Here is a 25,692-nt window from a genome sequence, read left to right as displayed (position 1 = left end):
ATAAATTAGACTTGAGGTGCTGAAACTGCATTATTTTGAAATTCTTTGGCAGCAGGAAATTTTGCCCAATACCATTCTCTGTAACAGAAGTTTAGATTGGCTTTTTTATGTGGCATTTCGATTACTTTTTCGATTTTAAAACCTACGTGAGCTTTATTCATCATTGAGGCAATTGAATCTACAGAGCCTTCGCCCACCATTTTACCAACCTTTTGTTCTGCCAAAACAAAATCCATCATCGATTGTGTTACCGGCGAAACGTATTTTTGTTTTGGATCAGTTGGCGCAATGAATAAATGGGTTCCATAATCTGATGGTAAAACCTCATAATATTCCCCCACAACATCACGACTTGCCCAATATATTTCAATATTAAAAGTAGGAACTCCGTTTGCCTCGCCAATATAACTGTGCGAATGATCGCCCGGAATCAACATTCTGTAATAGGCTTCGAGTTCACGAATTGGCCAGTTCATTTGCCAGATTTTCAAGGCATGTTCGCGATGAAACCACTGGTGAAGCATCTCTAAATCTCTGTCAATATCTACCGGACGCAAGGTGATGGTCACGTTTTCTTTCTCAAAAAAACGACTAAAAACCGTTGTGTTTTCTTTCGGGTTAATTAGTTTTTTAGAGAAAAAGTGTTTGTTTAAAGGATTTGGATATGCTCTGTAAACCGCCGGATTGGTTCTTGGCGCACTGGCTTCATCCATATTGTTTAAACTGGTCAGAAGATTTCCTTTTACGACTAATTTTGCACTATTGGTAAAATGAGAAACTAATCCTGTTGTATCTGAATCTTCTTCTTTTTTTAAAGCTTCGTAGAGAAGGTTAAGCAATACAGTTTCATCGGCAAGTCTATTTTTGCCCAGAATATTTACAACTCCAAACAAATGATTTACTAAAAGATAATATCCCCAGAAATCAATAATTCTTTTTTCGGCGATAAAAGATCTGCTGTCTTTTCCAAAATCTGGAATCAAACGCTCCAATTCTTCAACTTTTCCCTGACGGAAAAAATAGCCCTGATTGTCTCTAAAATAGAGTTTTGCAGGAAAAAGATTTTCGTCAAATTCTACAAGCATGTTTTGTTGGTGAAATTCAGATCCAAAACCATATTCATTAAAAACTCCAACCAAAGGAGTTATAGTAATATTCAAATATTGTTTAAACCAGGAAAGTGCAGTTTCTGTGACAGTTGTATCTTGTCTTTTGGCAGCTTCATTGATAATATTTACGATTCTTGGTGTTTCTCCCAGAATCCCGTCCTGACAAAGAGAAGCGACCATACTCACATTTTTCTTGGCATTTGCTCCATGAAAAGGGTTTTGACGCACGCTTGTACTAAAACCATCAATAACTTTATCATTATAAGAAACTGCAATATAAGCAGGATCAGTAATAAGCTGAATTTGAGGATAATCGTTTTCAATGCCTTTTCCCCAATCGGTTTTCATGAGTTTTGCGGCGTCATAACCACGGTTCAATTCATGCAGGTAATTAACACGGAAAGAGTTGGTTATTTTTACATGCAAAGAGAATTTGTACATCCATTCGCTCTCGGCATTATAAACCGTACGAACAGATGACGTTGCAGTATATGATGGTCCAAACTGCCCTAAACTAAAGAGAAGCTGTTTGGATTGCATTTCTTTTACTTCGGGCAAATCCAGTAAATAATTGGCTTCCCAAGGATGCGTTGGAACTACTTTATATTGGGAATAAAAATCCAATAATTCTTTGGCGTTTTCATTAGCATATTTTGAAATTTCCTTTCTCAGATAAGCAGTCATTAGATAGTCTTCAGCGCTTTTTTCGATTACATTTTCCGGGTGAATCAAGAAAAAGTGCAATGGAAATTTTCCTCCGGTTTCAGGCGAATATTGTAGTAATTCGTCTTTGCTAAAACCTTCTCTGCTTTTTGGCAACGGGTGAACACTATGTCCTAAAATCAAAGATTGTTCAGCTTCTATAAAAGTCTGCTCGGGATTATTGGCAGTTTGATCGCTATTTTTATAATGTTCCAAATAAAGAGCGAGATTTTCAATACTGTTTTCCATACGTTTTTGCGTAGGAACGGCATCCATATCCGGATATTCTCCCAAAGAATTAGCAGCGACAAGTTCCGTAAACTCCATTGGATTTATTTCTCTAAACTCGCCTGTTTCAATATTGCGCAACACAACTGGAAAGCTGAACGAGTGAACACCGCTTTCTGAAAAATAAGTCAGCGGAGCAAAAACTTCGCGTCCAATTGTGCTAAAATCAAATCTTAGAAACGAGCTGTGATCAATAGTCTGCATGAAATCAGCAAGGGTTTGATCGTATTTCGGAAGGCCTTCGTAACGGCTCCAATTGCTAAATTCTCTGCAATAACAATTAAGCAGGGATTTGAAATTTACCTGTTCTGCCAGCTGATAAAAATTAGTTAAGTCTGTGGTATTCATTTCCATTTTGTTTTATAAGGTTAAGTATGTTTTTAATATCATTTAGGGTTGTAAGCGGATTGAAAATGGTGAATTTCAAGTAGAATTCTCCATTGACTTTGGTACTTGCTACGAGAACTTCTCCACTAAAAAAGAGTTTTTCCTTGATGTATTGATTGACTTCGCAAGAGGTAGATTCTGGTGGACCATCAAGATATCGGAATACTAAAACCCCCATATCTGAGTGGCATAAAAGTTCGAAGTTCTGGTCAGCTTCAAGATAAGCCGCTGTTTTTTGAGTCGTTTCAATTATTGTATCTGTAAACTGTCCCAACTTTTCCTTGCCCATATATCGAAGTGTGAACCAAAGTTTTAGCGCATCAAAACGACGTGTACTCTGAATAATCGATTTATTAATCTGAGCCGGAAGTGCGTCATAATTTTGCTCTTTTGGATTTAAATAATCGGCGTGATGCTTGATAATGTTGAGGTGAAGTTTGTTTTTTACGATAAAAGCACTACTGCTTATGGGCTGAAAAAATGATTTATGATAATCTATAGTTACAGAATCTGCCAGTTCGATTCCGTTTAAAAGATATCTGTGTTTCTCTGTTAGTAATAATCCACAACCGTAAGCCGCATCAACATGAAGCCATATATTATTGCGATTGGCAATTGCGGCAATAGCTTTTAACGGATCAACATTTCCGAAATCTGTGGTTCCGGCAGTTGCGGTGATTGCGATTGGAATATTTCCTTTTTCAATTTCCTTCGCGATCGCTTTTTCCAGTTTTTCCGGATCCATTCGATATCTTTCATCAACTCCTACATGCACGATTGCTTGTTCTCCAAGGCCCAGAATCCAGGCATTTTTATGATTACTGAAATGGGCTTTATCCGAAACAAAAACTCTAAATTTTGAAGCATCAGGCGGAAGTCCATCAAGTTTTATATTCCATTTTTGATATTCTAGTGAATAATAATCTCTTGCCAAAAGCAATCCCATAAGGTTACTTTGAGAACCTCCGGCGGTGAAAATTCCGTCGCCATTTTGATAACCAATTTGTTCGCTTGTCCAATCAATTAATTTGCGTTCCATAAAAGTTCCGCCAGCACTTTGATCATAAGTATCTTGTGATGAATTGATCGCGCTTATCAAAACTTCTGCTGCCAACGCCGGTATTACAACAGGACAGTTTAAGTGTGCAATATATTCCGGAAGGTGATAAGCTGTGGCGTGTTTTACATAAATTTCATCGACTTCATCAAGCAGACTTTCATAATCGGGTAGAGGAGAATCAAAGTCTATGGCTTCAATTTTGGTTTTCATCTCGCTGGGTCTGATTCCGCTAAAGGGTTTACGATTGTTTTTTAGAAAATTAGAAACACGTTCCTTTGCCAGTTCTACAGCCTGAGCATATTCGGTACCGGAATTTTGATGGAAAATATCTTTGTAAAAATCTTGTTCAAAGAGAAGTGTTTTATCCTTTTGGATTTCTTCATTGATTAGTGTGGTATTCATAAAATAATTTTTAGGGGTTTAGTTACTTTTATTCGAGATAAATGACTTTTTTAGAGAGTGGAGTTCTCTTTTTTGTGGATGATTTTAAATCTTTTGGATAATATCCGAGATAGAGAATCCCAAGTGATTTTTCATTTTCTGCCAGATCAAATTGTGCTATATAGTCGATTGCAACACTTTTGGTACTCCAAAAACTGCCAATTTTGTGTGCCGTGCAGGTAAGCGCTATATTTTGCACAGCCGATGAAACTGCGGCAATTTCTTCCCATTCCGGCAAGTTAATTTTGGTGTTTTTTACCATAATCACCCCAATAAGGCAAGCTGCATTTAATGGATAATTAGCCAGATAGCGAAGTTTTTCTTTTTGATCTTCAAATGATAATTCGCTGTAAAAATCCTTGTAATAATTGGCCATATATGCTCCATACTCTTTGAGGTATTTTCCCTTTAGAACAATAAATCTCCATGGCTCAGTCATTTTATGATTTGGAGCCCAAGTCGCATTTACCAGAATTTCTTCGAGTAATTTATCAGGCAATTCTCCCTTAATAAATTCATTGGCATAGATGCTTCTTCTATTGCGAATATTCCTGGAAACTTTTTTCAGTTTATCAGAAGAATCTGATTCCTTGATTTTACTGGGTTTGTCCTTGATTTTCATTTTTTTTGGAAATTTTTTTAAGAAAAATCTTTTTAGTTAAGTGAAATACAAATATATTTGTAAGTAAATTTTATTTAGAATAAATAAAAACAGTGCAAGGCAAAAGTATAAATTAATCCGAATAAAAAAAATAAATATTAAAAATTTTATACGAATGCCCGTACAGATTGAAAAACAGGTGTTCAGGATTAGTTTGTAATTGTCATATTGTTAAATAATTAAGTTTTAGTTATCCCTATCTATTATTAACTATAAAAGAATTGAAAAAATGAAGTCACAATCAATGATTGCAGAGGGAAGGCCTGCAGAAACGAGTTTAAATTTTAATATTCCTACAAGACCATTAATTGTAGTAGTTACGCCGCAGGAAAGGAATATTTTATCAAATGTTGGGAATCTTTTGGTAAAGGCATTTGATAATTATGAAAATCCCGATTATATAGCCGCGCTTCATCTTCATGCTTTTCAATTGCTTCCAGAACGTATTAGTAGAATTTTAAGTCAGTTTGGTACTGATTTTTCTGCAAATCAATATGGTGCAATTGTTTTCCAGGGGCTTTTAGAGGTCGATCAGGAAGATTTAGGACCAACACCACCAAACTGGCAAGGTGCTGATTATGCAAAGCTGAATAAATACGGATTTATATGTTCGCTTTTGCATGGCGCAGTGCCTTCTAAACCGGTTCAATATTATGCACAAAGAAAGGGTGGAGGACTTTTGCATGCCGTAATTCCGGACGAGAAAATGGCCGTAACACAAACCGGATCGGGATCAAAAACAGATTTGTATGTACATACCGAAGATGCTTTTTTAAGCAATCAAGCTGACTTTTTGAGTTTTCTTTATTTGCGAAATGAAGAAAGAGTTCCGTCAACTTTATATTCGATTCGCTCTCATGGTAAGATGAATCCGATTATGGAAAAATTATTTGATCCTATTTATCAGTGTCCTAAAGATGCAAATTATGATGAAGATCAAACAATTCCGGGTCCAACGGCTTCTGTTTTGTATGGAAACAGACAGCTTCCTTTTATCCGTTTTGACGCCGCCGAACAAATATTTAATGAAAATGCAGGGCAAACTCCTGAAGCGCTTTACAACTTAACAGAATTCTGGAATGAAGCTAAGGAACTTATAAACAGTGAGTATGTACCAAATTCTGGTGATGTGATCTTTGTTAATAATCATTTATGCGCGCACGGACGAAGTGCTTTTGTGGCGGGACAACGTGAAGAGAATGGCAAAATTGTAAAATGCGAACGCCGACAAATGCTTAGAATGATGAGCAAAACAAGTTTGATTCACATGAGATCTGTAACCCAAACTAATGATCCTTATTTTATTATGGAGGAACATTTGGGGAAAATCTTTGATCAGGATTAAACTCATTTGTGAAAAGGTTTTCTGCAAAATGTGAAATGACTTTACCTTCACATTTTGCAGAAAACCTTTCATTATATATATTCAATAAAGAACATTTTTCACAAAGATTCTAGAAATGAGATATATTCCTGAGTGTTTTTCTCGACTTTTTCTGCGCTTAAATCATGTTCTGCTCCATAAAATGCAAATAAGGGTTTATAATCGGCTTTGATGTAATCAAAAGTGATTTCAAATGGTGCTGTGAGTTGTTCCAGTGTGTATTTGTATCTTCCCTTTGTGCTGTAATCTTCTTTATTTATACCCGTAGAAATGCTTAAAGCAATCTTTTTATTGGCTAGTTTATAACTGCTTTCTCTACCGTAAGCCCATCCGGAGATTATTACTTCGTCGAGCCATTTTTTAAAAAGGGGAGGACAATTGAACCAGTAAAACGGAAACTGAAATATGATCTTATCGTGATTTTCTACTAATTGCTGTTCTTTTTTAATATCAATTTTTTCATCGGGATATAAGCTGTACAAATTATGCAATGTATACTGATCCGGGTATTTACTCAATTCTTCAATCCATCTTTTGTTTATTACGGAATTTTCAAGATCGGGGTGAATTATAACTACAAGTGTTTTCATTATTTTACTATTAAAATTTGTAGCTACAAAGTTCAAACTCGTTAATTAATAATACAATAAGGGACGAATTAGTCATATAGTGATTAATTAATCACTATAGATTTTTCCTGAAAAAACTCTAATTGTTTTTACTTTTGTAGTTCTAAATGATTTTTTATGTATCAACGAAAAATACCTATTGATTATACTTGTGGACTTATTGTAGCTATGGAAGTATTTGGTTCTAAATGGAAATTTTGTTTGTTGGATGAGATTTCAAAAGGCATAAAACGTCCTAAAGATTTGGTTAATGTTATTACCGGAATTACAAAACGTGTATTGCAAAATCAACTTAAGGAATTGGAATTTCATGGACTTATAGGAAAAACAGTTTATAATGAAATTCCGTTGCGTGTGGAATATTATCTAACGGAAACCGGAGAATCTCTTATGCCTTTAATTTCGGCTCTTGATAAATGGGGATTAGAATTTGCGCCTCAATTAAAAAACATCTTAGAAAATCAAACGGCTGAGGTAGAAAGCTAAATTTCTATGGAAGAAGCTTTTTGTTTTTGAATATTATTTAGTTTAAGATTCTTATATTTAAGTTTTTAAATTTATTTATCCAGTGCAATTCTAACTTTTAAAAAAGAATTTAATTGGAAAATTTTAATCCTATAAAATCATATAATTTTGAGTACTACAGAATTTTTTACCCGTCTTGTAATTGCTTTATTTGCTGGATTGTTAATAGGTTTTGAACGACAATGGCATCATAAAGAAACCGGTCTAAAAACAAATATGCTGGTGGCAACCGGCGCGGCAGCTTTTGTTTTGTTGTCTATAAAAGTTGCCGGAACAGCTCCAAATATAGATGTAACGCGTATTACGGCTCAGGTTGTTATGGGAGTTGGATTTTTGGGCGCGGGAGTTATTTTTAGGGAAGGTGCCAATGTACACGGATTAAATTCGGCCGCTACAATATGGTGCAGCGCGGCAATTGGCTGTATTGCTGCTTCGGGATATTTTGCCGAGGCTTTAATTTGTACTTTTTTAGTGGTTATCGTAAACACAGTTCTTGAGCCTGTAGAAAGTTGGTTGAGAAACAGGAAGCAATAGTTTCTTCTTCTTATTATTAATGGCATAAGAACAAGATTATTTAAACATAAAAAAGCCGATTTTCTTATGAAAATCGGCTTTAATTTTTCCTTTCGATAGATGTTTATCTCAAGGCATATCTTAGTTTAAGTCCGTAGGAAACTAATCTTATATCATTTGTATAAGGAGTGCTTAATGTACTATTGTAGTGCAATTGTACAGGTAATTCCGGATTATACTCAACTAGACTTTTGTTATTTTTTTTATCCATTATGTCATTTAATCCATAATCAAGATAAAGTCCAATATAAACAGAACTTCTGTCTCCAATTTTTTGTTTTAAACCAGTTTCAAAAGTAGCAGAATAAGAGGTTTTTGTTTCAAGATCTTGTTTGCTTGTTCTGATATCATCTGTGCTTGCAAATCCTGCAAATGCAGGACCAAATAATTCAACATTGTATTGCGGATAATAACCACTTGTGGTAAGATTCTCCATTTTTGTTTCATATTTTCCGCTTACTGCGAATCCTACTTTAACACCGGCAGCAATATATAATTTTGTTGGTCCCGGATTTTCATATTGAATAGTCACTGGAACATTTACATATCCTAAACATTGTTTTTCTCTTAACTGAGTTGCTTTGTATCTGAATTGAAATGATTCCTCTTCGGCATCAATGGTTGTATATTGTCCTGAAAGAAATGCAAATTTCGCATCAGAACTATAAGACTGATACTCTGCACCAATTCCAATACTAATGCCTTCATTTAGATAATACGAATAGCGAAGTCCGGCACTAAATCCGTTTCCGGGTACTATTTCACTGCCTTTATACTTTAGAAATGAAAACGGACCTCCTACAGAAATAGATAGTTCTTGTTTTTTATCCTGAGCATAACTCTTTAGACAAGTTCCTAAAAGTGTTATAATCAGTACTGTTGATGCTATATAGTTAATTATATATTTTTTCATCTTTAATTGTTTTTTATGCCAGTACTATTATAGAAATAGTACTGGCAGATTTTATTTGTTTACAATTACTTTTAGTGTTTTCTTGATGTTTGCGGTTTGAACAACTACAATATACATACTAGTTTCTGCCTGTGGCAATTGTATTTCTGTTTGTATTGTAGAAGATTTTACCGTTTTAATCAATTGACCTGATACAGAATAAAGACTTATTTGCATGTTCTCTAATTCTTCTGAAGGGAAATCTGCCTCAACTGTAATGGTTCTTCCTGTTTGAGTAGGGTTTGGATAAAGTTTAGCTTCTACTGATTTAGACAGTGATATTTTACTGTTGCAAGTGTGCAGTACTTTTCCATCCTTGGTAGTCATCTTTACACTGTAGTCAGCCGTAGGATCAAGTGTAGTTCCTAATGCATTTCCTGCTGAATAATATTGACCAGTTCCAACTGATTGACCGTTTTTAAACCATTCGTAAGAAACAAATTCATAACCTCCATTGGTTTGTGGATTGTTGTTTACCAGAAGTATATTATTGAATTTTTGACGTACTATATCAAAGAACGCAAATGGTTTTTCTACAGTTATTGTATAGTTAGCCGTTGTGCTTCCGTCTTCAGAAGTTATAGTTACGGTTTTGGTATAAATTCCTGGTTTAGGAGTAGTAATAGTAAAGCTAGCTGATGGAGTAATCGTTGCATTTGTTTCATTTAAAATAGAAACGCTTGGATTGTTTTCATCGCATACCATTAAGTACTTGATGTCCTTAGCCGGAGCCAGATATACCTTATTACCAATAGTAATTTTGGTAACTGTTACGTCATTATTTTTAACAATAAGAACTTGTGAAACATCTACCGCTGGCAAATAATTATTGTCTCCAGCCTGATGCGCAGTAATTACTATTTGACCAGGTCTTAGTAAGCTAACTAAACCTGTAGTCGAAACGACAGTTGCCGCAGGCAGGGCAGTAGGAGATATAAATGAATATGTTACTGCTAATCCTGAGTCAGAGGTTGCATTTAAATTGAAGCTGTTGCTTCCTCCAAGGATTTTTACCGGAATTGCTCCAAAAGTAATCAGCTGCGCGGCTTTTTTAATAGTAAGCTGTGCAGTAAGTGTAATTGGAGAGCAATTTGGCGTACTTGCAGACGGAGTTACTGTGGCAGTAATAGTATAAACACCAGCATTGGTTGCGCCATTTGCTGTTCCTGTTGCTGGAGTTGTAGCATAAGTTACTGTCGCTCCCGCTGGAAGATTGGCAACTTGTAATGACTTAAGGCTTCCATTATAAGTAAATTCAGCAGGGCTAAAAGTTACCAGATCTAAAGGAGAAGCTGTAACGTTAACAGTTTGATTCTGAGTTGAAATATTTCCATGCCCATCATCATAACTCCACGAAATTACATAACTGCCAACAGCTGTATAGCTTAAAGGATCTGTAGTTGTTGCATTTATAATTCCTGTACAATTATCAGTGGCTGTTGGAACAGGAATCTGAGTTGATAAAATGGAACAGCTGCTTGTAATAACTGGTAGATTTGCTAGATCAGGTACTGGGGCTGTTACATCGGGAATTGTTAAGATATTTACAGATTTTGCAAATGTACATCCGTTTGCATCAGTAATAGTTACGGTATAATTTCCTGCACTAAGTCCTGTTGCTGTTTGGGCAGTTCCTCCTAAGGGAGACCATACATAAGTGTATGCACCAGTTCCGCCAGTTGTCGTTACAGTTGCAGATCCATCAGTTGCTCCAATACAAGTTACATCTGTTTGAATAGTTGTTGCATCTAGAATTGTTGGTTCAGTTATGGTAACACTTTGAGTTGTACTACAACTATTTGCATCAGTCACTGTTACATTATAAATTCCTGCGCTTAGTCCTGTTGCAGTATCAGCAGTCCCACCAGAAGGTGCCCATGAATAAGTGTATGTACCAGTTCCGCCTGTCGCAGTTACAGTTGCTGATCCTGTACTTCCTCCGTTACAACTTACATTTGTAGAGGCAACTGTTGCAGTAATTGCATCAGGTTCTGTAATTGTAAACGATTGTGTGGTCTGACACAAGCTAGCATCAGTAATTGTTACAATGTAAGTTCCTGCACTAAGTCCTGTTGCTGTTTGGGCAGTACCTCCAGAAGGTGACCATGCGTAAGTATATGAACCAGTTCCACCTGTTACCACTACAGAAGCAGATCCCGTAGTTGCACCGTTACACAATAGATTGGTTTGCGATGGAGTAACTGCTAAAGCAGAAGGTTCAGTAATTGTAAAGTTTTTTACAATAGAACAACCATTAGCAGAAGTTATTGTTACACTATAATTACCAGCTGTAAGATTGCTTGCTGTATCACTAGTTCCGCCAGACGGTGCCCACACATAACTAAATGGACCCGGAGCTCCTGATGGAACTACCCAAGCTGAACCTGTATTAGCTCCATTACATAAAACATTAGTTTGAGATGTAGCAGCTGTTAAGGTGTTGGTAGTACCAATTAGAAAGGGTTTAGTAAGTGTACATCCGTTAGCATCAGTAATTAAGCAAGAGTGGTTTCCGGCAGCTAATCCTGTTGCTATCGCTGTTGTTTGACCAGATGGAGACCATGAGTAGCTATAAGAACCAGTTCCGCCACTTACAGTTACAGCTGCTGTTCCTCCTATCATACAAGTAGCATTTATTTGGCTTGTTGAGGCAATTAAAGCAGATGGCTGACCGATAGAGACTGGAACTGTTACAGTACAACCTTTAGCATCAGTAATTAAACAAGAGTAGTTTCCTACACTAAGTCCTGTAGCCATTGCAGCTGTACCACCAAAGGGTGACCATAGATAAGTATAAGTTGATGTTCCGCCAGTAGGACTAACAGTTGCTGTTCCTGTTGATCCACCGTTACAAAGTGCATCAGTTTTAGAAACTGTAGCTGCTAAAACAGCTGGTTGACCAATACTAACACCAATTGTGTGTATACATGTATTTGCGTCTTGAATAGTAACAGTGTAGTTTCCTGCAGTAAGTCCTGTTGCAGTAGCTGCGGTACCACCAGAAGGAGACCATGAATAAGTATATCCGCCAACTCCGCCACTTGCGGTTACAGTTGCTGATCCAGTTGCTCCTCCATTACAAGAAACATCAGTGTGTACTTCTGTAGCAGATATTGTAGCAGGAGTGCCAACAGTAATAGGTTTAATTAATGTACATCCTTTTGAGTCTGTAATTGTACAAGTATAATTTCCGGCAGAAAGCCCTGTCGCAATATCTGCAGACCCTCCAGAAGGTGCCCATGAATATGAATAACCAGGACTTCCTCCTGATACTGTTACGCTTGCAGTACCATTTGCGCCACTAAAACAACTAACATCTGTTGAAGCTGTAGTAGCTGAAAGTGGTGTTGGCTCGGTAATAGTAAAGTTTTGTATTGTTGGACAAAGATTAGCATCTTTTATAGTTACGCTATAATTTCCTTGCGCCAAATTAGATATAGTTGCACCAGTTGCACCAGTAGACCAAAGATAAGTGTATGATCCGGCTCCTCCCGAAGGAGCAACTGTTGCAGAACCTGTACTATCACCATTACAACTTACATTTATTTGTGTTGGATTAGCAATTATTGCTGTTGAGGATCCAACAGAAATATTGCTTATTGTTTTAGGACATCCGTTTGCATCTGTAATAGTTACGCTATAAGTTCCTGCTGCAAGCCCAGAGGCTGTAGCTCCGGTACCCCCTGATGGAGACCATGAGTAAGTATAATTTGGAGTACCTCCAGAAGCAACTACAGTAGCTGTACCATTGGTTCCTCCAAAACAAGTAACTGGAGTTGTACTTGTAGTTCCACTAAGAGTAGCAACAGGTCCTCCTACAACAATACCGGAAACAAGTTTCGGACAGCCTTTAGAATCAGTAATTGTAACACTGTAAGTTCCGGCTGTTAGCCCTGTAGCTATTACTGAGGTACCTCCGGTTGGAGCCCATGAATAAGAATAATTAGGTGTACCACCTGATGCAGTAACAGTTGCTGTACCATTACTCCCTCCAAAACAAGAAACTGGTGTAGTAGAAGCAGTTCCATCAAGAGCTGCTGTAGGTTGCCCTACGACAATACCACTTATAGTTTTTGTACATCCGTTAGCATCTGTAATGGTAACAGTATAAGTTCCTGCCGCTAGCGCCGTGGCCGTAGCTCCTGTAGCTCCATTAGACCATAAATAAGTATATAAAGCCGTGCCTCCCGATGGAGTAACGGTTGCCGTACCATTAGACCCTCCAAAACAAGAAACTGGTGTAGTAGAAGTAGTTCCATCCAGAGCTGATGTAGGTTGTCCTACAGTAATACCAGCAATGTTTTTTGTACAGGAATTAGCATCTGTAATGGTAACATTGTATGTTCCTGCCGCTAGCGCCGAGGCCGTAGCTGTTGTAGCGCCGTTAGACCATAAATAAGTATATGAACCTGCGCCTCCTGATGGAACAACGGTTGCAGTACCAGTAGATCCTCCAAAACAAGCTACTGCTGTTGTAGAAGAAATTCCGGTAAGTGCTGGTGGAGCTGTTACCATGAAGGTTCTGGTAATTTGTGTTGATTCTGCATCTGTAATAGTTACAGTATATGTTCCCGCAGCAAGAGAAGATGCTGTTGCACCAGTACCTCCAGAGGGTGACCACGAATAACTATAAGATGGAACCCCGCCTGTTGCCGTTACACCTGCGGCACCAGTGGAAGCGCCATTGCAAAGAATGTCTGTTTGCGTGGTTGATGAGGTGCTTAAAGCGGCACCAGTAGTTAGTGATTGTTCACTACCATAAGTAGTACCTGCGCTATTAGTAGCATAGGCCTTATAATAAATAGTGGTTCCGGCCGTTAATCCTGTTACAATACCGCTGAAAGCTCCAGCTCCGGTTCCATTTTGAACTTTATTATTTGCAATAGTTGGATTTGTTGTTGTAGCCCAAACTATTCCTCTCTGTACGGAAGCATCGCCACCAGTTGAAGTTACATTACCTCCCATTGTTGCCTTAACAGAACCAACATTTATAGCTGCTGTTGTGGTAACTGTAGGTAAACTTACTCCATCAACCCAGGTAAAATTGTCTACTGCAAAGTAATCATAATTACTGCTTAACTGAATTTCAAGCTGGTCAATGTTGATGTTGGTATAATTTGCCGCTCCGTCAGTAGCAAAATTAATAGGCATGAAGCCTTTATTTGGCGCCGCAGTACCGATATTTGCCCCAGTAGTGGTTTTAACAATAGTAAACTGTGTAGTACCACCAAGTTTTCCTGTAAAAGTTATAGATCCAGCTGCACCGCCATTAGTGGCTCCAGGATTTAGGTTGGCGTCACCAGAGACATAAATCCATAGATTATTAACTTTAAAGTTACCCGTTGCAGCAGTAATGGTACCTGTTTGGCCCATAGCGTCTATTCCGGGAGCATCTGCAACTTGTATAAATCTATTAGAAGAGTTATAACCCAAACCAGCAAATTGAACTACAGTAAAACTAATATAAGAACTAGTTAAATTGAAAGTTTTGCTATTACTGGTAAAATTAGGCTGAGATACCGTTAAAGTCTCAAATGTTTCTACTGTTTGTGCAGTTAGTTGCTGCATCGTAAAAAACAGAAGAATTAGTAATAAGTAGAGTTTTTTCATAATTTACTGATGTTAGATTTGTCATTTTGTATTCTTACATTTGTTTTAGTTCTAAACTTAAAAAGCCTTAACTAAAATGGAATATCATGTATAAACAAGAGCTTGTAATTATTGTTCAATCTATCATTACCTCAAATACTGTTGATGAACACATAAAATGTGCCCGGAATCTTTCAGAATTTTATGAAAAAATAGCAACAATTAACCATTTTGAAAACAACGAAATCCATGTTAAAGGAGGTATTGCTTTATCAAGTTCTGGAGCTGCAGATTGTGTTGACGATTATTTACGGACTGTTTATTTCATAAAAGGCGTTTATAAAGCTTTGATAAAATTGTGCACCGATTTCCCAGAGAGAAGCATTAATATACTTTATGCCGGTTGCGGCCCTTATGCAACTTTAATTCTTCCTTTACTTCCGTTGTTTAATAAAGATAGAATTAAAGCCATTTTATTAGATATTAATACATCTTCAATAGAATCTGTACAACAAATTTTAGCTGTTGTTGGCCTTAATGACTATTCAATACAGTTAGTAGAAACTGATGCCATCACTTATACTAAACCTCAAGGTTTTACAATTGATTTGGCAATTTCCGAAACGATGCATTACGCCCTTACCCGGGAACCACAAGTAGCTATTACTCAAAATATTGTTTCACAATTACCCTCTCATGGGATTTTAATTCCAGAAGAGATCAGGATCGATCTTGCTTATACTTTTTTTGATTATGAGCCATCGCTTAAAAATGTCAATGACAAGGTTAAGGGCCGCGACGAATTGCAGCCCTATCCTCATAGTGTATTTGTTGATAGATTATTTACAATAAACAAAGAACTTTTTGGCACTGAAAGTCAGTTTTTAAATTTTAAAAGTGACTTTTATAAGCTGCCTGATGATTTTAGTAATCATCCAGATGTGTGTATTTTTACTGAAATCAGGATATTTGAAGACATTGAATTAAAAACGGCTGAGTCCTATATTACAAACCCTTATTGTGTAGCTTCTATATACAGTCTAACAGAATATTCTGAAATTCAATTCTTATACGACTTTAGCGATATGCCAAAATGGTCTTACAATGTAAAATCCGCTCTTAATTGATTAATTTCTAGAAGGGAAAATACCTTCTAAACAAATGATATATGACATTGCCAAATAGGGCTGCATTATTGATATAGGAATGTTATTACCAGTTTGCCCGGTTGTAACATTACTTAATAAATCCACACTTGGAGTTGCAGTTGTATATCCTAATGTTGGAGTAAAAGCTCTTGACACAACTGATCCTGGTACAGCAATTGATGCATTAGTGACAGGTGTTGAATCTGTAGCATTTGCAGCACTTACAGATATTTTACCTGGTCCTGTATGTACGTGAGCAGGCATGTTGCTTGTTAAAATAGAAACATTTGTTGTACCTGCAGTTTCTCCCAGTACATAAGAACTTCCACCTCCATTTCCTTGTCCGATAGCTACAGCGCCTTGAAGGTTCGGTAAGGCAAAAGTTGTTTGGCCATTACCACCATAAGTAGTACCTAAGATTGAGAATAATGCTGTATTTTGTGCAATAGACAATATTTGTCCGTTACAAAAAGCCCAGCCTCTAGGTGCAAAATTCCCTGCAAAAAGTTTTACGATTCCAATAAATTCTTCCATAATTTTTTAGTTTAATTGGTTAATGTTAAAAATAGATCTGTTAATGATTTACAATATTTAATTTGAAATAGGTATTATTGTTAATATAATGCTAAAGTACTTTATATAACTGTCTCAGTAGCAGGTGTTTTTACCTGTTTTTAAGAGCTTTGTATTAATTTATTGTGTGTCAGATAGAGCAATCTTTTTAGCAACATTCTGGCACTATCATTTTCTTTTGAGTTTTTAAAATTAGATATCCAACACATAAAATCTGGATAATATGACATAGAACCGTTTTTTCTTGTCATAGAATCGTTTTTTAGTGTCACATTAATTTTGATCGATTATTTCTGAATAAGTTTATTTTTTTCAATCAAAATACAGAGACTTTATCGAAATATTTAGAAGGAGGGATATCTTTGTAGGCTTATAGTGAAGTATACTTTGTTGACTTGAGATAATAAATGTAGGAAAAAATACGATATAACTATCTGAAAAACAGAGTTTTTTAAAAGTGTTGTTGTTTTAGTTTAAGTGATTGTGTTAAAAGCAGGGGAAATGAAATCTAACTTGAGTCTCTAAAAAAAGATATAATCGATTTAAATCTTTACCATGAGGGTTAGTGCTTTTAAGTTATTTTGATATAAAATACGACGATATTAAAGGTTGGTTATCAGGCGCTATTTGTAAATATTTAATTTTTTATTCCCCATAGTTAATTCTTAATTTAATTACAGATTGATCAATGATATAAATTCTTGCCTAATTTTAGCTTGCTAATGATTCAAAAGTACTCATACCCTGAGTTGGATCCCTGAGTTATATCCTCGATAGATAAAGCGCTACCCAATATACCCAAACCTTTAAAACCAAGTATAGTTGGGCTAAATCCTTGTTCTGGTGAGAATTTCTTTAGCATAAGTTGTATATGTAAGGGGCCATTTGCATCTTTAAATGAATGTGCAATATGAACAGCGCAAATAGCTTTAACCATTAGATTTATTTTTATCTTTTGCCTGTTTATTTTGTTTTTGAATCAGTTTTAAAATTAAATATCTTTTGATGGCAGAAAAAAAAAGCTATAATATTATCTGCTTTTTTAGAGTATATTCTTACTTTAATAATCTCTTTACATATAAAAAAAGGATTCCCCAGTTGAAGAATCCTTTTTTGTATAGATGAAATAGCTTTTACTTATTTAGCTACTTTTTTAAATCTCATCATTGGAACATCTTTTACCAATAAATTCAGTTTTCCGTCTTTATCAATAGAATACGAATCGATTGTTCTAATTGTTTGTGTAAATGTTTGTTCGCCGCCACCTTCGCAATACATCATTGTCGTTGGGCCTTGTTCTCCAAAAGTAAGAGAATTTCCTTTTAAAGTATAAGGAGCACTATATCCGTTACAGCCTGCATTTCCTGAAACTTCATTTTTACTTTGGTCAAACTTGATAAATGGTTTTTTATCAGGAAATAAACCACCAAAAGCAATACGCGGACCAGAAATATATTCTAACTCCCAACTTGTATTGTAAAGAGCAGAAGCATTTGCGGTACCTTTGGTTGTACAACAAGAATTAAATGACAGTGCTAAAACAGCAACAAATAGTAAGATGTAATTTTTCATAAAAATAGGTTTTAGAACATAAATTTAATAATTTTTATCAGAATTTGGGCAATAAAATGAAGATTAAATCTAATCTTGCCTCTGAAATCTTGCTTCTAAAAATCTAAACTGGCAGATTCTTCTCAAAGGCAGCACCAAAGGAGAAAAACGAATCTGTGCTTCCAACACCTTCAATCTGATGAATTTGTTCGTATAGAATCTTGCGAAGTTCCTCGTTGTTTACCGATACAATTTTTATAAATAAAGCATATTTCCCTGAGACCCAGTGGCATTCTATTACTTCTGGAATTTCTTTTAGTTTTTCGGCAATAGAATAAGAATAACGAGCTTCTTTAGTAACGATCCCAGTGTAAGTAATAGTTTCAAAACCGAGTTCTTTGGCATTTAGCTTTACAGAAAAACCGTTAATTATTCCAGCTTCTTGTAATTTTTTAACTCTTAAATGTACCAGTGAATTAGATATGTTTAATTCTTTTGCCAAATCAGAAAAAGGTATTCTCCCGTTTTCACTGAGTTTTTGCATGATTTCACGATCTAAATAGTCAGTATTTTCATTCTTCTTGGTAGCTGCCATGGTCAATGTTCCTTTTAAAATTCTACAATTTTGACAATTCTTTTGTTAAAACTCCTTTTCAAAGTGTCAAAAATACAAAATTTATCATAAAATATGTCGTGTTGTAAATAATCGAATCCTTATGATGTTATATTAACACTATTATATATAGATTTGTGTCATAATCACACTATTTATAAAGCTAAAATGAATAAAGATCAATTACTTACGAAACTATGGGAGCAATATGCTGATATTACTCCATCTGCAAGAAAAATACATGAACTATTAGAAGACAGAGGCGAAGAAATCCAGAACGACCATATCGCAATTCGTACTTTCAATGATAAACGTGTTAATATTGAGGTATTAGAAAAACCTTTTTTGAATGTTGGTTATCAGGCAAAAGGGGAATATGATTTTGAAACCAAAAAATTATATGCCAAACATTATGAGCATGCAACAGATAAAAGCGCTCCAAGAATTTTTATTTCTGAATTAGAATTAGAAAAATGCTCAGCTGATTTGCAGCAGACAGTACAGAATATATTGAACAGCTGTGATCAAAATGTATTCAACGATCCTGAATTGGTTTTAAGCGGTTCTGTTTGGAAAGGAAACTCGCAAGCCATCTACAAATCATTATTAGAAGAATCTGAATATGCAGCTTGGATGTACGTTTACGGTTTTAGAGCCAATCACTTCACTATAAATACTAATGCTTTAAAAGAATTTAAAACATTAGAAGAATTAAACAACTTCCTTGAAGAAAGCGGATGGAAACTAAACGCATCTGGTGGAAAAATCAAAGGAACTCCAGAGCAACTATTAGAACAATCAAGCACATTGGCTGATTTATACGTAGTGGATTTTGAAGAAGGAGCTATCGAAATCCCATCTTGCTATTATGAATTTGCACTTCGTTACCCAATGTCAAACGGAGAATTGTACCAAGGATTTGTGGCTTCATCTGCTGATAAAATTTTTGAAAGTACAGATGTAAAGTTGCAGGAAACTAAATAATAAAATCAACTTTTTGCAGAAAAAACAAGACAAGAGAAAAGCTTTTCTGAGTACAAACTATTGTCTAGTTTTTTTGATAAAAGCAGAATAACAAATAAATAAAAGTCGCAATGACAGAAACAGAATTAGGATTCGGAATTAAAGAAGCTTTAGATCAATTAGGAATAAAGGAAATTAACGAAGGAACTTCAACGGGATTAAACAATTTTTCAACCGGAGAAATTTTAGAAAGTTATTCTCCGGTTGATGGAGAATTAATTGGAAAAATTAAAACCTCGACTGCTGCTGATTATGAAAAAGTAATGGAATCAGCTACGGCTGCTTTCAAAGAGTTCAGAGTAATGCCAGCGCCACAACGCGGAGAAATCGTCCGTCAGTTTGGAGAAAAATTACGCAAGAACAAAGAAGCTTTAGGTAAACTGGTTTCTTATGAAATGGGGAAATCCTTGCAGGAAGGTTACGGAGAAGTTCAGGAAATGATCGATATCTGTGATTTTGCAGTAGGACTTTCGCGTCAGCTACACGGATTGACCATGCACTCTGAGCGTCCTGGACACAGAATGTACGAGCAATATCATCCATTGGGAGTTGTTGGAATCATTTCGGCATTCAACTTTCCGGTTGCAGTTTGGGCCTGGAATACGGCTTTGGCTTGGATCTGTGGAGATGTTTGTGTTTGGAAACCATCAGAGAAAACACCTCTTTGCGGTATTGCCTGCCAGAATATTATCGCTGAGGTTATCAAAGAGAACAATCTTCCCGAAGGAATTTCTTGCCTTATCAATGGCGATTACAAAATAGGAGAGTTGTTGACAAGCGATAAACGTGTTCCGTTAATTTCGGCAACAGGTTCTACTCGTATGGGTAAAATCGTAGCGCAGGTAGTTGCTGGACGTTTAGGAAATTCTTTATTAGAATTAGGTGGAAACAATGCCATCATTGTAACGCCGGATGCAGATATTAAAATGACAGTTATTGGAGCTGTTTTTGGAGCTGTAGGAACTGCAGGACAAAGATGTACATCGACACGTCGTTTGATCATTCACGAAAGTATTTATGATAAAGTTAAAGATGCAATAGTTTCAGCCTACAAACAATTGCGCATCGGAAACCCATTAGACGAGAAAAACCATGTTGGTCCGCTAATTGACAAACATGCTGTTGAGATGTACAACCAGGCTCTTGAAAAAGTAGTTGCCCAAGGAGGAAAAATCCTTGTTGAAGGCGGTGTACTCTCAGGAGAAGGTTACGAAAGCGGCTGTTATGTGAAACCTGCCATTGCAGAAGCTGATAACTCATTTGAAATTGTACAACACGAAACTTTTGCCCCAGTATTGTACTTATTAAAATATTCAGGAACTGTAGAGGATGCTATTGCAATTCAAAACGGTGTAGGACAAGGATTGTCTTCAGCGATTATGACAAATAATTTAAGAGAAGCCGAATTGTTTTTATCTGTTACAGGTTCTGACTGCGGTATTGCAAACGTAAATATCGGAACATCAGGCGCTGAAATTGGAGGCGCTTTTGGTGGAGAAAAAGAAACAGGCGGAGGTAGAGAATCCGGATCTGATGCCTGGAAAGTTTACATGCGAAGACAAACAAATACAATTAACTACACTACGAGTTTGCCATTAGCACAAGGAATAAAATTTGACTTATAAGCCGATCTAGAACTGAAGCTTATACCAAAGTCACCATAAGGAGAATACCGTAATTTATTTGGTCAGTGTTTTACCACCACTGACCCGGTAAATTGCCACAATGCAAATAAAAAACTAAAAAAAGCGAGAATTTTAATTAACAAAAAACCATTACCAAAATGAAAAAACTATTAGTTAGGAAGCTAAATTTGATTCCTTTACTGTTATGTTTGTGGCTGCCAGGGATCAACTTTGCACAAGCACAAAAAACAATTTCAGGAAAAGTTACTGATGATAAAAATAATACGCTCCCAGGTGTAAGTATTTCTATCAAAGACTCTAAGTACAATGCCGCAACTGACATTGATGGAAATTATACCCTGGTATATTCCTCAAGTCTTGTAGACCCGGTTATCGTTTTCTCGTATATGGGATTCATAGGAAAAAGCGAAGCTGTAAACAATCGCACAGAATTTAATGTGGTTATGCAGGAAGAAACCAATAAACTCAATGAAGTAGTTATCATTGGTTACGGTTCTCAGAAAAAGAGCAACGTTACCGGAGCTATTTCAACCGTTAAAAAAGAAAGTCTTGAAACCAGAGCTACAACAAGTCCGGCCGAGGCACTTCAAGGTTTAGTTGCCGGGGTAAATGTGCAAAAAAGCGGTGGTGTTGCAGGAGCTTCTGTAAGCGTAAAAATCCGTGGGGTAAATACCTTTGGAGCTACAGAGCCACTTTATATCATTGACGGATTTCAAGGATCTATTAACACCATTAACCCAACCAATATAGAATCTATGGAGGTTCTTAAAGATGGTGCTGCGGCTGCAATTTACGGATCAGTTGCTGCTAATGGTGTAATTATCGTTACTACTAAAAATGGACAAAAAGAAGGCGTAAAAGTAGATTTTAGCTCCTTTTTAAGCATTACAAATCCATCAAAAACATTAGATTTATTAGACGCTGACGGATACCGTACTGTGAATAAAAGAATGTATGATGAGTACAACAAATATGCCACTTCACCAAAACCGCTTCCGGCTTATATTACCGCTCCATCTGATGTTAATACAGATTGGCAGGATGAGGTTTTCCGTTCTGGATTTACTCAAAACTACGGTTTAGGAGTTCAGGGAAGACAAGGTGATTTTAAATTTGCTTTATATGGTAATTTCGTAAAGCAAAAAGGAATTGTAATTGATAATGAATTTGGTCAGCAAACCGCTAGTGCAAGAGTTAGTTTCAAAAAATCTATTTTTGACGTAGACGGAAAAATGGCCTATATAGGAACACAAAATGCATTGCCTAATTTCCAGTTAAAAGAAGTTTATACAATGGCGCCTTTAGTTCCGGTTTACGACCAAACACAACCATACGGTTATGGATTGGCAGATAAAAACGGTTTACCGGCTGCAACAAATCCCGTTGCCGAAGAGCATTTTAGAAAAAGCAATGACGTAGGACAAGATTTAACCGCAAATATTGCCATAACCACAAATATTGCACCTTGGTTGAAATACAAATTAGCCTATTCTTACCGCGTTAAAAACAATCAGCAAACAGCACATTTCCCGCCGTTTATTGCAAATCCAAAAGAAGTTCATCTTTATCCGATGCAATCGGAATTGAGAACAACCTGGAACGAGCAGATATTAGACAATATCATCACAGTTGATAAAACTTTTGGAAAACATGTTTTTGGATTAATGATTGGTAATACTTTTAATAGCCAGGCATCAAACTGGAATCAGGTTAGTGTAGAAGGTAAAACAACAGACTATACTGTAGAAAACGGACAATTGGTTTCTATCGACCGTCCATCTGGGTTCCTTGATCCTGGATTTGAAACAATTGGTGCAGGAAAAGGAGGAACTTACGCTGCCGATGGTTCAAAATTTCAATACAATCGTGTATCATTCTTTAGCAGGTTAAACTACTCCTACAATGATCGTTACTTATTGCAAGTAACCGTTAGAAGAGATGGCTCGTCTAAATTTGGAGAAGACAGTCGTTGGGGAACATTCCCATCTGTTGCATTAGGATGGAAAATCGAGCAAGAAGATTTCTTCCCAAAAGATATGATTCTTTCTACTTTAAAATTACGTGCAAGCTGGGGACAATTGGGTAACGAAGCCGCTTTAGGTTATTACTCAGCAAATACTTTGATTAAAACGGGTAACTCTTTAGGAAATGGTTATGTACAAGGAATTGGAAGCAACCCTTGGCCGGGAAGTATTGCAACAGCTTTAGAAAACAGAAATTTACAATGGGAAACTACAGATTCTAAAAATATTGGTATCGATTATACCCTTTTAAAAGGAAAAATTAGCGGTTCGATGAACTACTACCACAATGTAACTGACAATTTGCTTATTACCAAAAAACTGGCTCCATCTGCAGGAATCGACGATCCGGTTCTTAACGTAGGTAAAATCAGCAACAGCGGATTCGAATTTGAAGTAAATTACCGCGATCAGGTTAATGAATTCAAATACAATGCAGGTTTAAATTTTACGACTCTTAAAAACAAAGTAGTAGAATTGGCAAACCAAGGACAAACCATTTACGGAGAAGGATTAAAATATGGAGACGAACATTTCCCGACTCAGGCACGTGTAGGAAGTCCAATTAGTGGATTTTATTTGTATCAAACAGATGGTATTTTCCAAACTGCAGAGGAAGTAAATGCACACAGTAAAAATGGTGTTTTATTACAGCCAAACGCTCAGCCCGGAGATATTCGTTTCAAAGATTTGAACGGAGACGGAGTTATTGACGAAAATGACAAAGCATACGCAGGAACAGGATTACCAAAATTAGAAGTGAACCTTAGCTTAGGCGCAAGTTATAAAGGTTTTGATTTCTCTGCTTTGATTGGAAGTGGCTGGGGTAATAAATTATACAACGGAAACAGATATTTCTACGAATCTATGAATTCAGGAACCAATATGTTGGCTTCGACTTTAAATTCATGGACACCGGAAAATCACAGTAATATACCACGTGCAGTATTGCAAGACCCAAATGGAAACAGTCGTGAATCTGATCGTTTTCTTGAAAGTGGAGATTTTATTAGAATGCGCCAAATACAATTGGGATATACTATTCCAAGCAAAATGTTAGGAAAAGCAAAAATCGACAAACTTAGATTTTATGTAAGTGTTGAGAACTTGTTTACCATCACCAATTATTCAGGTATTGATCCTGAATTCTCACGTGCCTCAGTAATTGACACAGGTGTTGACCGTTTTGTATATCCATTTACAAGATCATTTGTATCTGGAGTTCAGTATATATTTTAATTCTATTTAAAAAAGACATTATCATGAAAAAGATATTTTTAGTATTATCCACTATAGGTCTGTTTAGCATCACAAGTTGTAGTGATTATCTGGACCAACAATCTCCGGACCAACTTACTTCAGAGAATTTCTGGAGAAATAAAGCCGATGCCGAATCTGCTCTGGCATCAACCTATTCACAATTAGAATGCGCCGTTGACGAATGGGCTTTCGCCGAAGTTAAATGGCCGGTTGAGGCTTATCGCGAAGACTTAAACGAATTAGGAAGTGACGCTTTGAACTACCAAAACTGGGTAGAACTTTCCACATTTACCTACACAAACGGAAACAGCCAGTTTACCAGTTACTGGAAAATTAATTACAGAGGAATCAGTAATGCCAATCAGGTAATTGATAAATTACCACAAGTTCCCACAGCAACATTAAACGATGCTGACCGCAAACAAATTGAAGCCGAAGCTCGTTTCTTACGTGCCTATTATCACATGAAATTGCTTTTGAACTGGGATCAAATTTACATTAGAGACAAATACGTTACTAAAGAAAGTGATCTAAGTGTTCCCTTAGCAACACGTGCAGCAGCTTGGGATTTTATTACAAAAGAATTCAAAGCCGTTGCCGATGTACTTCCTGCAAAACAATCTTCGGATAAAACAGGTCGTGCTACAAGCGGAGCAGCAAACAGTTACCTTGGATTTGCTTATTTGACAAGAGCCTATGAAGAAACAGCTCAAAAACAAGCATTCTTAAATGAAGCCCTTACTGCACTTAACAAAGTACAAGGATACGAGTTAGTGAAAGATTATGTTTCGATGTTTGACGGAACTACAAAAAACACTAAAGAATCTATCTTCGAATTGCAATTCTCAGAAACCACAGCAAATGGAGCATTCTACCGCAATGCACTTCACTATTGGATGGCATCATCTGAACTTGGAGGTTGGGATGAAATTCTTCCGAGTGCAATGCTTGTAAACGAATTCAAAAAAGAAGGAAAGATTGCCACTACAGGAAATTATGATACACGCCTTTACAGCACAATTTTCTTCAAAGATCCTTATTTTAATGATCCAAATAACCCATTGGTTTTAGGAACAACTTACGATGAAAAATTTGGAGATACAGACAAACCGGTTTATCGCAGATACATACCAAGTACTCAGGAGAAAATGAATCAGGAGTTTACCGCAATCAATATTCCATTGATGAGATATGCCAATGTATTGTTGATGCAAGCCGAAACACTGAACGAATTAGGACGTAGCGCAGAAGCGATTGCGTACATCGACAAAGTTCGTGCAAGAGCAGATATGCCTGGAATGACAGGAACAACTGCTGCTGAGGTAAAAGCACAAATCGAGCACGAAAGAATCTTAGAATTCCCTCTTGAAAACTACCGTTTTTATGATTTACGTCGTTGGGGAAAAACAAAAGCTGCGCTTGATGCCGTTGGCCGTACTGGTTTTGATGCGTCAAAAAACAACTTTTACCCAATTCCATTGACAGAATTACAAACAAATTAATACTGTAAATGATTTTAATTTTAAAAAGAATAGCCTATATTTCTTGGGCTATTCT

General features: G+C 36.4%; 17 protein-coding genes. 8 read left to right on the top strand and 9 right to left on the bottom strand.

Features of this window, described 5'->3' with window-relative positions:
- Positions 1 to 5: 5 nt before the first annotated feature.
- From LPB88_RS12025 to LPB88_RS12015, 3 genes are read right to left on the bottom strand one after another with little or no spacing between them, the layout of a single operon-like run.
- The gene (locus LPB88_RS12025; RefSeq protein ID WP_230715840.1) at positions 6 to 2,447 is read right to left on the bottom strand and encodes a GNAT family N-acetyltransferase; all 2,442 of its coding nucleotides are present in this window, start codon (positions 2,445 to 2,447) and stop codon (positions 6 to 8) included.
- A complete protein-coding gene (locus LPB88_RS12020) occupies positions 2,425 to 3,948 on the bottom strand; it encodes an aspartate aminotransferase family protein (RefSeq protein ID WP_230715838.1) in 1,524 nt (507 codons plus the stop codon). Before LPB88_RS12020 ends, LPB88_RS12025 begins: the two co-directional genes overlap by 23 nt.
- A gap of 28 nt (positions 3,949 to 3,976) precedes the next feature.
- Entirely contained in the window at positions 3,977 to 4,609 is a 633-nt protein-coding gene (locus LPB88_RS12015) for a nitroreductase (protein ID WP_230715836.1), read from the bottom strand.
- A 268-nt stretch (positions 4,610 to 4,877) separates the two neighbouring features.
- On the opposite strand from LPB88_RS12015, the gene LPB88_RS12010 reads away from it, so the two are divergent.
- Positions 4,878 to 5,993: a taurine catabolism dioxygenase TauD gene (locus LPB88_RS12010; protein WP_230715834.1), complete on the top strand. Its 1,116-nt coding sequence runs from the start codon at positions 4,878 to 4,880 to the stop codon at positions 5,991 to 5,993.
- A 98-nt stretch (positions 5,994 to 6,091) separates the two neighbouring features.
- On the opposite strand, the gene LPB88_RS12005 is transcribed toward LPB88_RS12010, so the two are convergent.
- Positions 6,092 to 6,622: an NAD(P)H-dependent oxidoreductase gene (locus LPB88_RS12005; RefSeq protein ID WP_230715832.1), complete on the bottom strand. Its 531-nt coding sequence runs from the start codon at positions 6,620 to 6,622 to the stop codon at positions 6,092 to 6,094.
- A gap of 156 nt (positions 6,623 to 6,778) precedes the next feature.
- Between LPB88_RS12005 and LPB88_RS12000 the strand changes: the two genes are divergently transcribed.
- Positions 6,779 to 7,147 (top strand): helix-turn-helix domain-containing protein, encoded by a 369-nt coding sequence (locus tag LPB88_RS12000; protein WP_230715831.1) that lies wholly within the window; start codon positions 6,779 to 6,781, stop codon positions 7,145 to 7,147.
- A 147-nt stretch (positions 7,148 to 7,294) separates the two neighbouring features.
- Entirely contained in the window at positions 7,295 to 7,720 is a 426-nt protein-coding gene (locus tag LPB88_RS11995; RefSeq protein ID WP_230715829.1) for an MgtC/SapB family protein, read from the top strand.
- A gap of 103 nt (positions 7,721 to 7,823) precedes the next feature.
- Here LPB88_RS11995 and LPB88_RS11990 read toward each other — a convergent pair whose 3' ends face one another.
- Together LPB88_RS11990 and LPB88_RS11985 are read right to left on the bottom strand one after the other, a co-directional pair.
- The gene (locus LPB88_RS11990; RefSeq protein WP_230715827.1) at positions 7,824 to 8,672 is read right to left on the bottom strand and encodes an outer membrane beta-barrel protein; all 849 of its coding nucleotides are present in this window, start codon (positions 8,670 to 8,672) and stop codon (positions 7,824 to 7,826) included.
- A 51-nt stretch (positions 8,673 to 8,723) separates the two neighbouring features.
- Entirely contained in the window at positions 8,724 to 14,321 is a 5,598-nt protein-coding gene (locus LPB88_RS11985; RefSeq protein WP_230715825.1) for a T9SS type A sorting domain-containing protein, read from the bottom strand.
- Between the two features lie 86 nt (positions 14,322 to 14,407).
- Between LPB88_RS11985 and LPB88_RS11980 the strand changes: the two genes are divergently transcribed.
- Entirely contained in the window at positions 14,408 to 15,427 is a 1,020-nt protein-coding gene (locus LPB88_RS11980) for a hypothetical protein (RefSeq protein ID WP_230715823.1), read from the top strand.
- Here the strand turns inward: LPB88_RS11980 and LPB88_RS11975 are convergent, their stop codons facing one another.
- From LPB88_RS11975 to LPB88_RS11965, 3 genes are all read right to left on the bottom strand, one after another.
- The gene (locus LPB88_RS11975) at positions 15,428 to 15,982 is read right to left on the bottom strand and encodes a phage tail protein (RefSeq protein ID WP_230715821.1); all 555 of its coding nucleotides are present in this window, start codon (positions 15,980 to 15,982) and stop codon (positions 15,428 to 15,430) included. It lies immediately after the preceding gene.
- Positions 15,983 to 17,158: 1,176 nt separating this feature from the next.
- Positions 17,159 to 17,593: an META domain-containing protein gene (locus LPB88_RS11970; protein WP_230715819.1), complete on the bottom strand. Its 435-nt coding sequence runs from the start codon at positions 17,591 to 17,593 to the stop codon at positions 17,159 to 17,161.
- A 103-nt stretch (positions 17,594 to 17,696) separates the two neighbouring features.
- Complete coding sequence (locus LPB88_RS11965) at positions 17,697 to 18,167, bottom strand: Lrp/AsnC family transcriptional regulator (protein WP_230715817.1); 471 nt, start codon at positions 18,165 to 18,167, stop codon at positions 17,697 to 17,699.
- 186 nt (positions 18,168 to 18,353) lie between these two features.
- On the opposite strand from LPB88_RS11965, the gene LPB88_RS11960 reads away from it, so the two are divergent.
- The 4 genes from LPB88_RS11960 to LPB88_RS11945 all read left to right on the top strand — a co-directional run bounded on the left by LPB88_RS11960 (position 18,354) and on the right by LPB88_RS11945 (position 25,637).
- Entirely contained in the window at positions 18,354 to 19,169 is an 816-nt protein-coding gene (locus tag LPB88_RS11960) for a DUF1338 domain-containing protein (RefSeq protein ID WP_230715815.1), read from the top strand.
- Positions 19,170 to 19,279: 110 nt separating this feature from the next.
- Positions 19,280 to 20,833, top strand: coding sequence for an aldehyde dehydrogenase family protein (locus LPB88_RS11955; protein ID WP_230715813.1), 1,554 nt, complete (start codon positions 19,280 to 19,282; stop codon positions 20,831 to 20,833).
- Positions 20,834 to 20,991: 158 nt separating this feature from the next.
- On the top strand, positions 20,992 to 24,114 hold the full coding sequence (locus LPB88_RS11950) for a TonB-dependent receptor (protein ID WP_230715811.1): 3,123 nt from the start codon (positions 20,992 to 20,994) through the stop codon (positions 24,112 to 24,114).
- A 23-nt stretch (positions 24,115 to 24,137) separates the two neighbouring features.
- Complete coding sequence (locus LPB88_RS11945; RefSeq protein WP_230715809.1) at positions 24,138 to 25,637, top strand: RagB/SusD family nutrient uptake outer membrane protein; 1,500 nt, start codon at positions 24,138 to 24,140, stop codon at positions 25,635 to 25,637.
- Positions 25,638 to 25,692: the final 55 nt, after the last annotated feature.

The organism is Flavobacterium sp. JAS (assembly GCF_020991455.1).
In the GTDB taxonomy this organism is placed as follows: Bacteria; Bacteroidota; Bacteroidia; order Flavobacteriales; family Flavobacteriaceae; genus Flavobacterium.
This window is presented reverse-complemented; position numbering and strand designations above follow the sequence as displayed.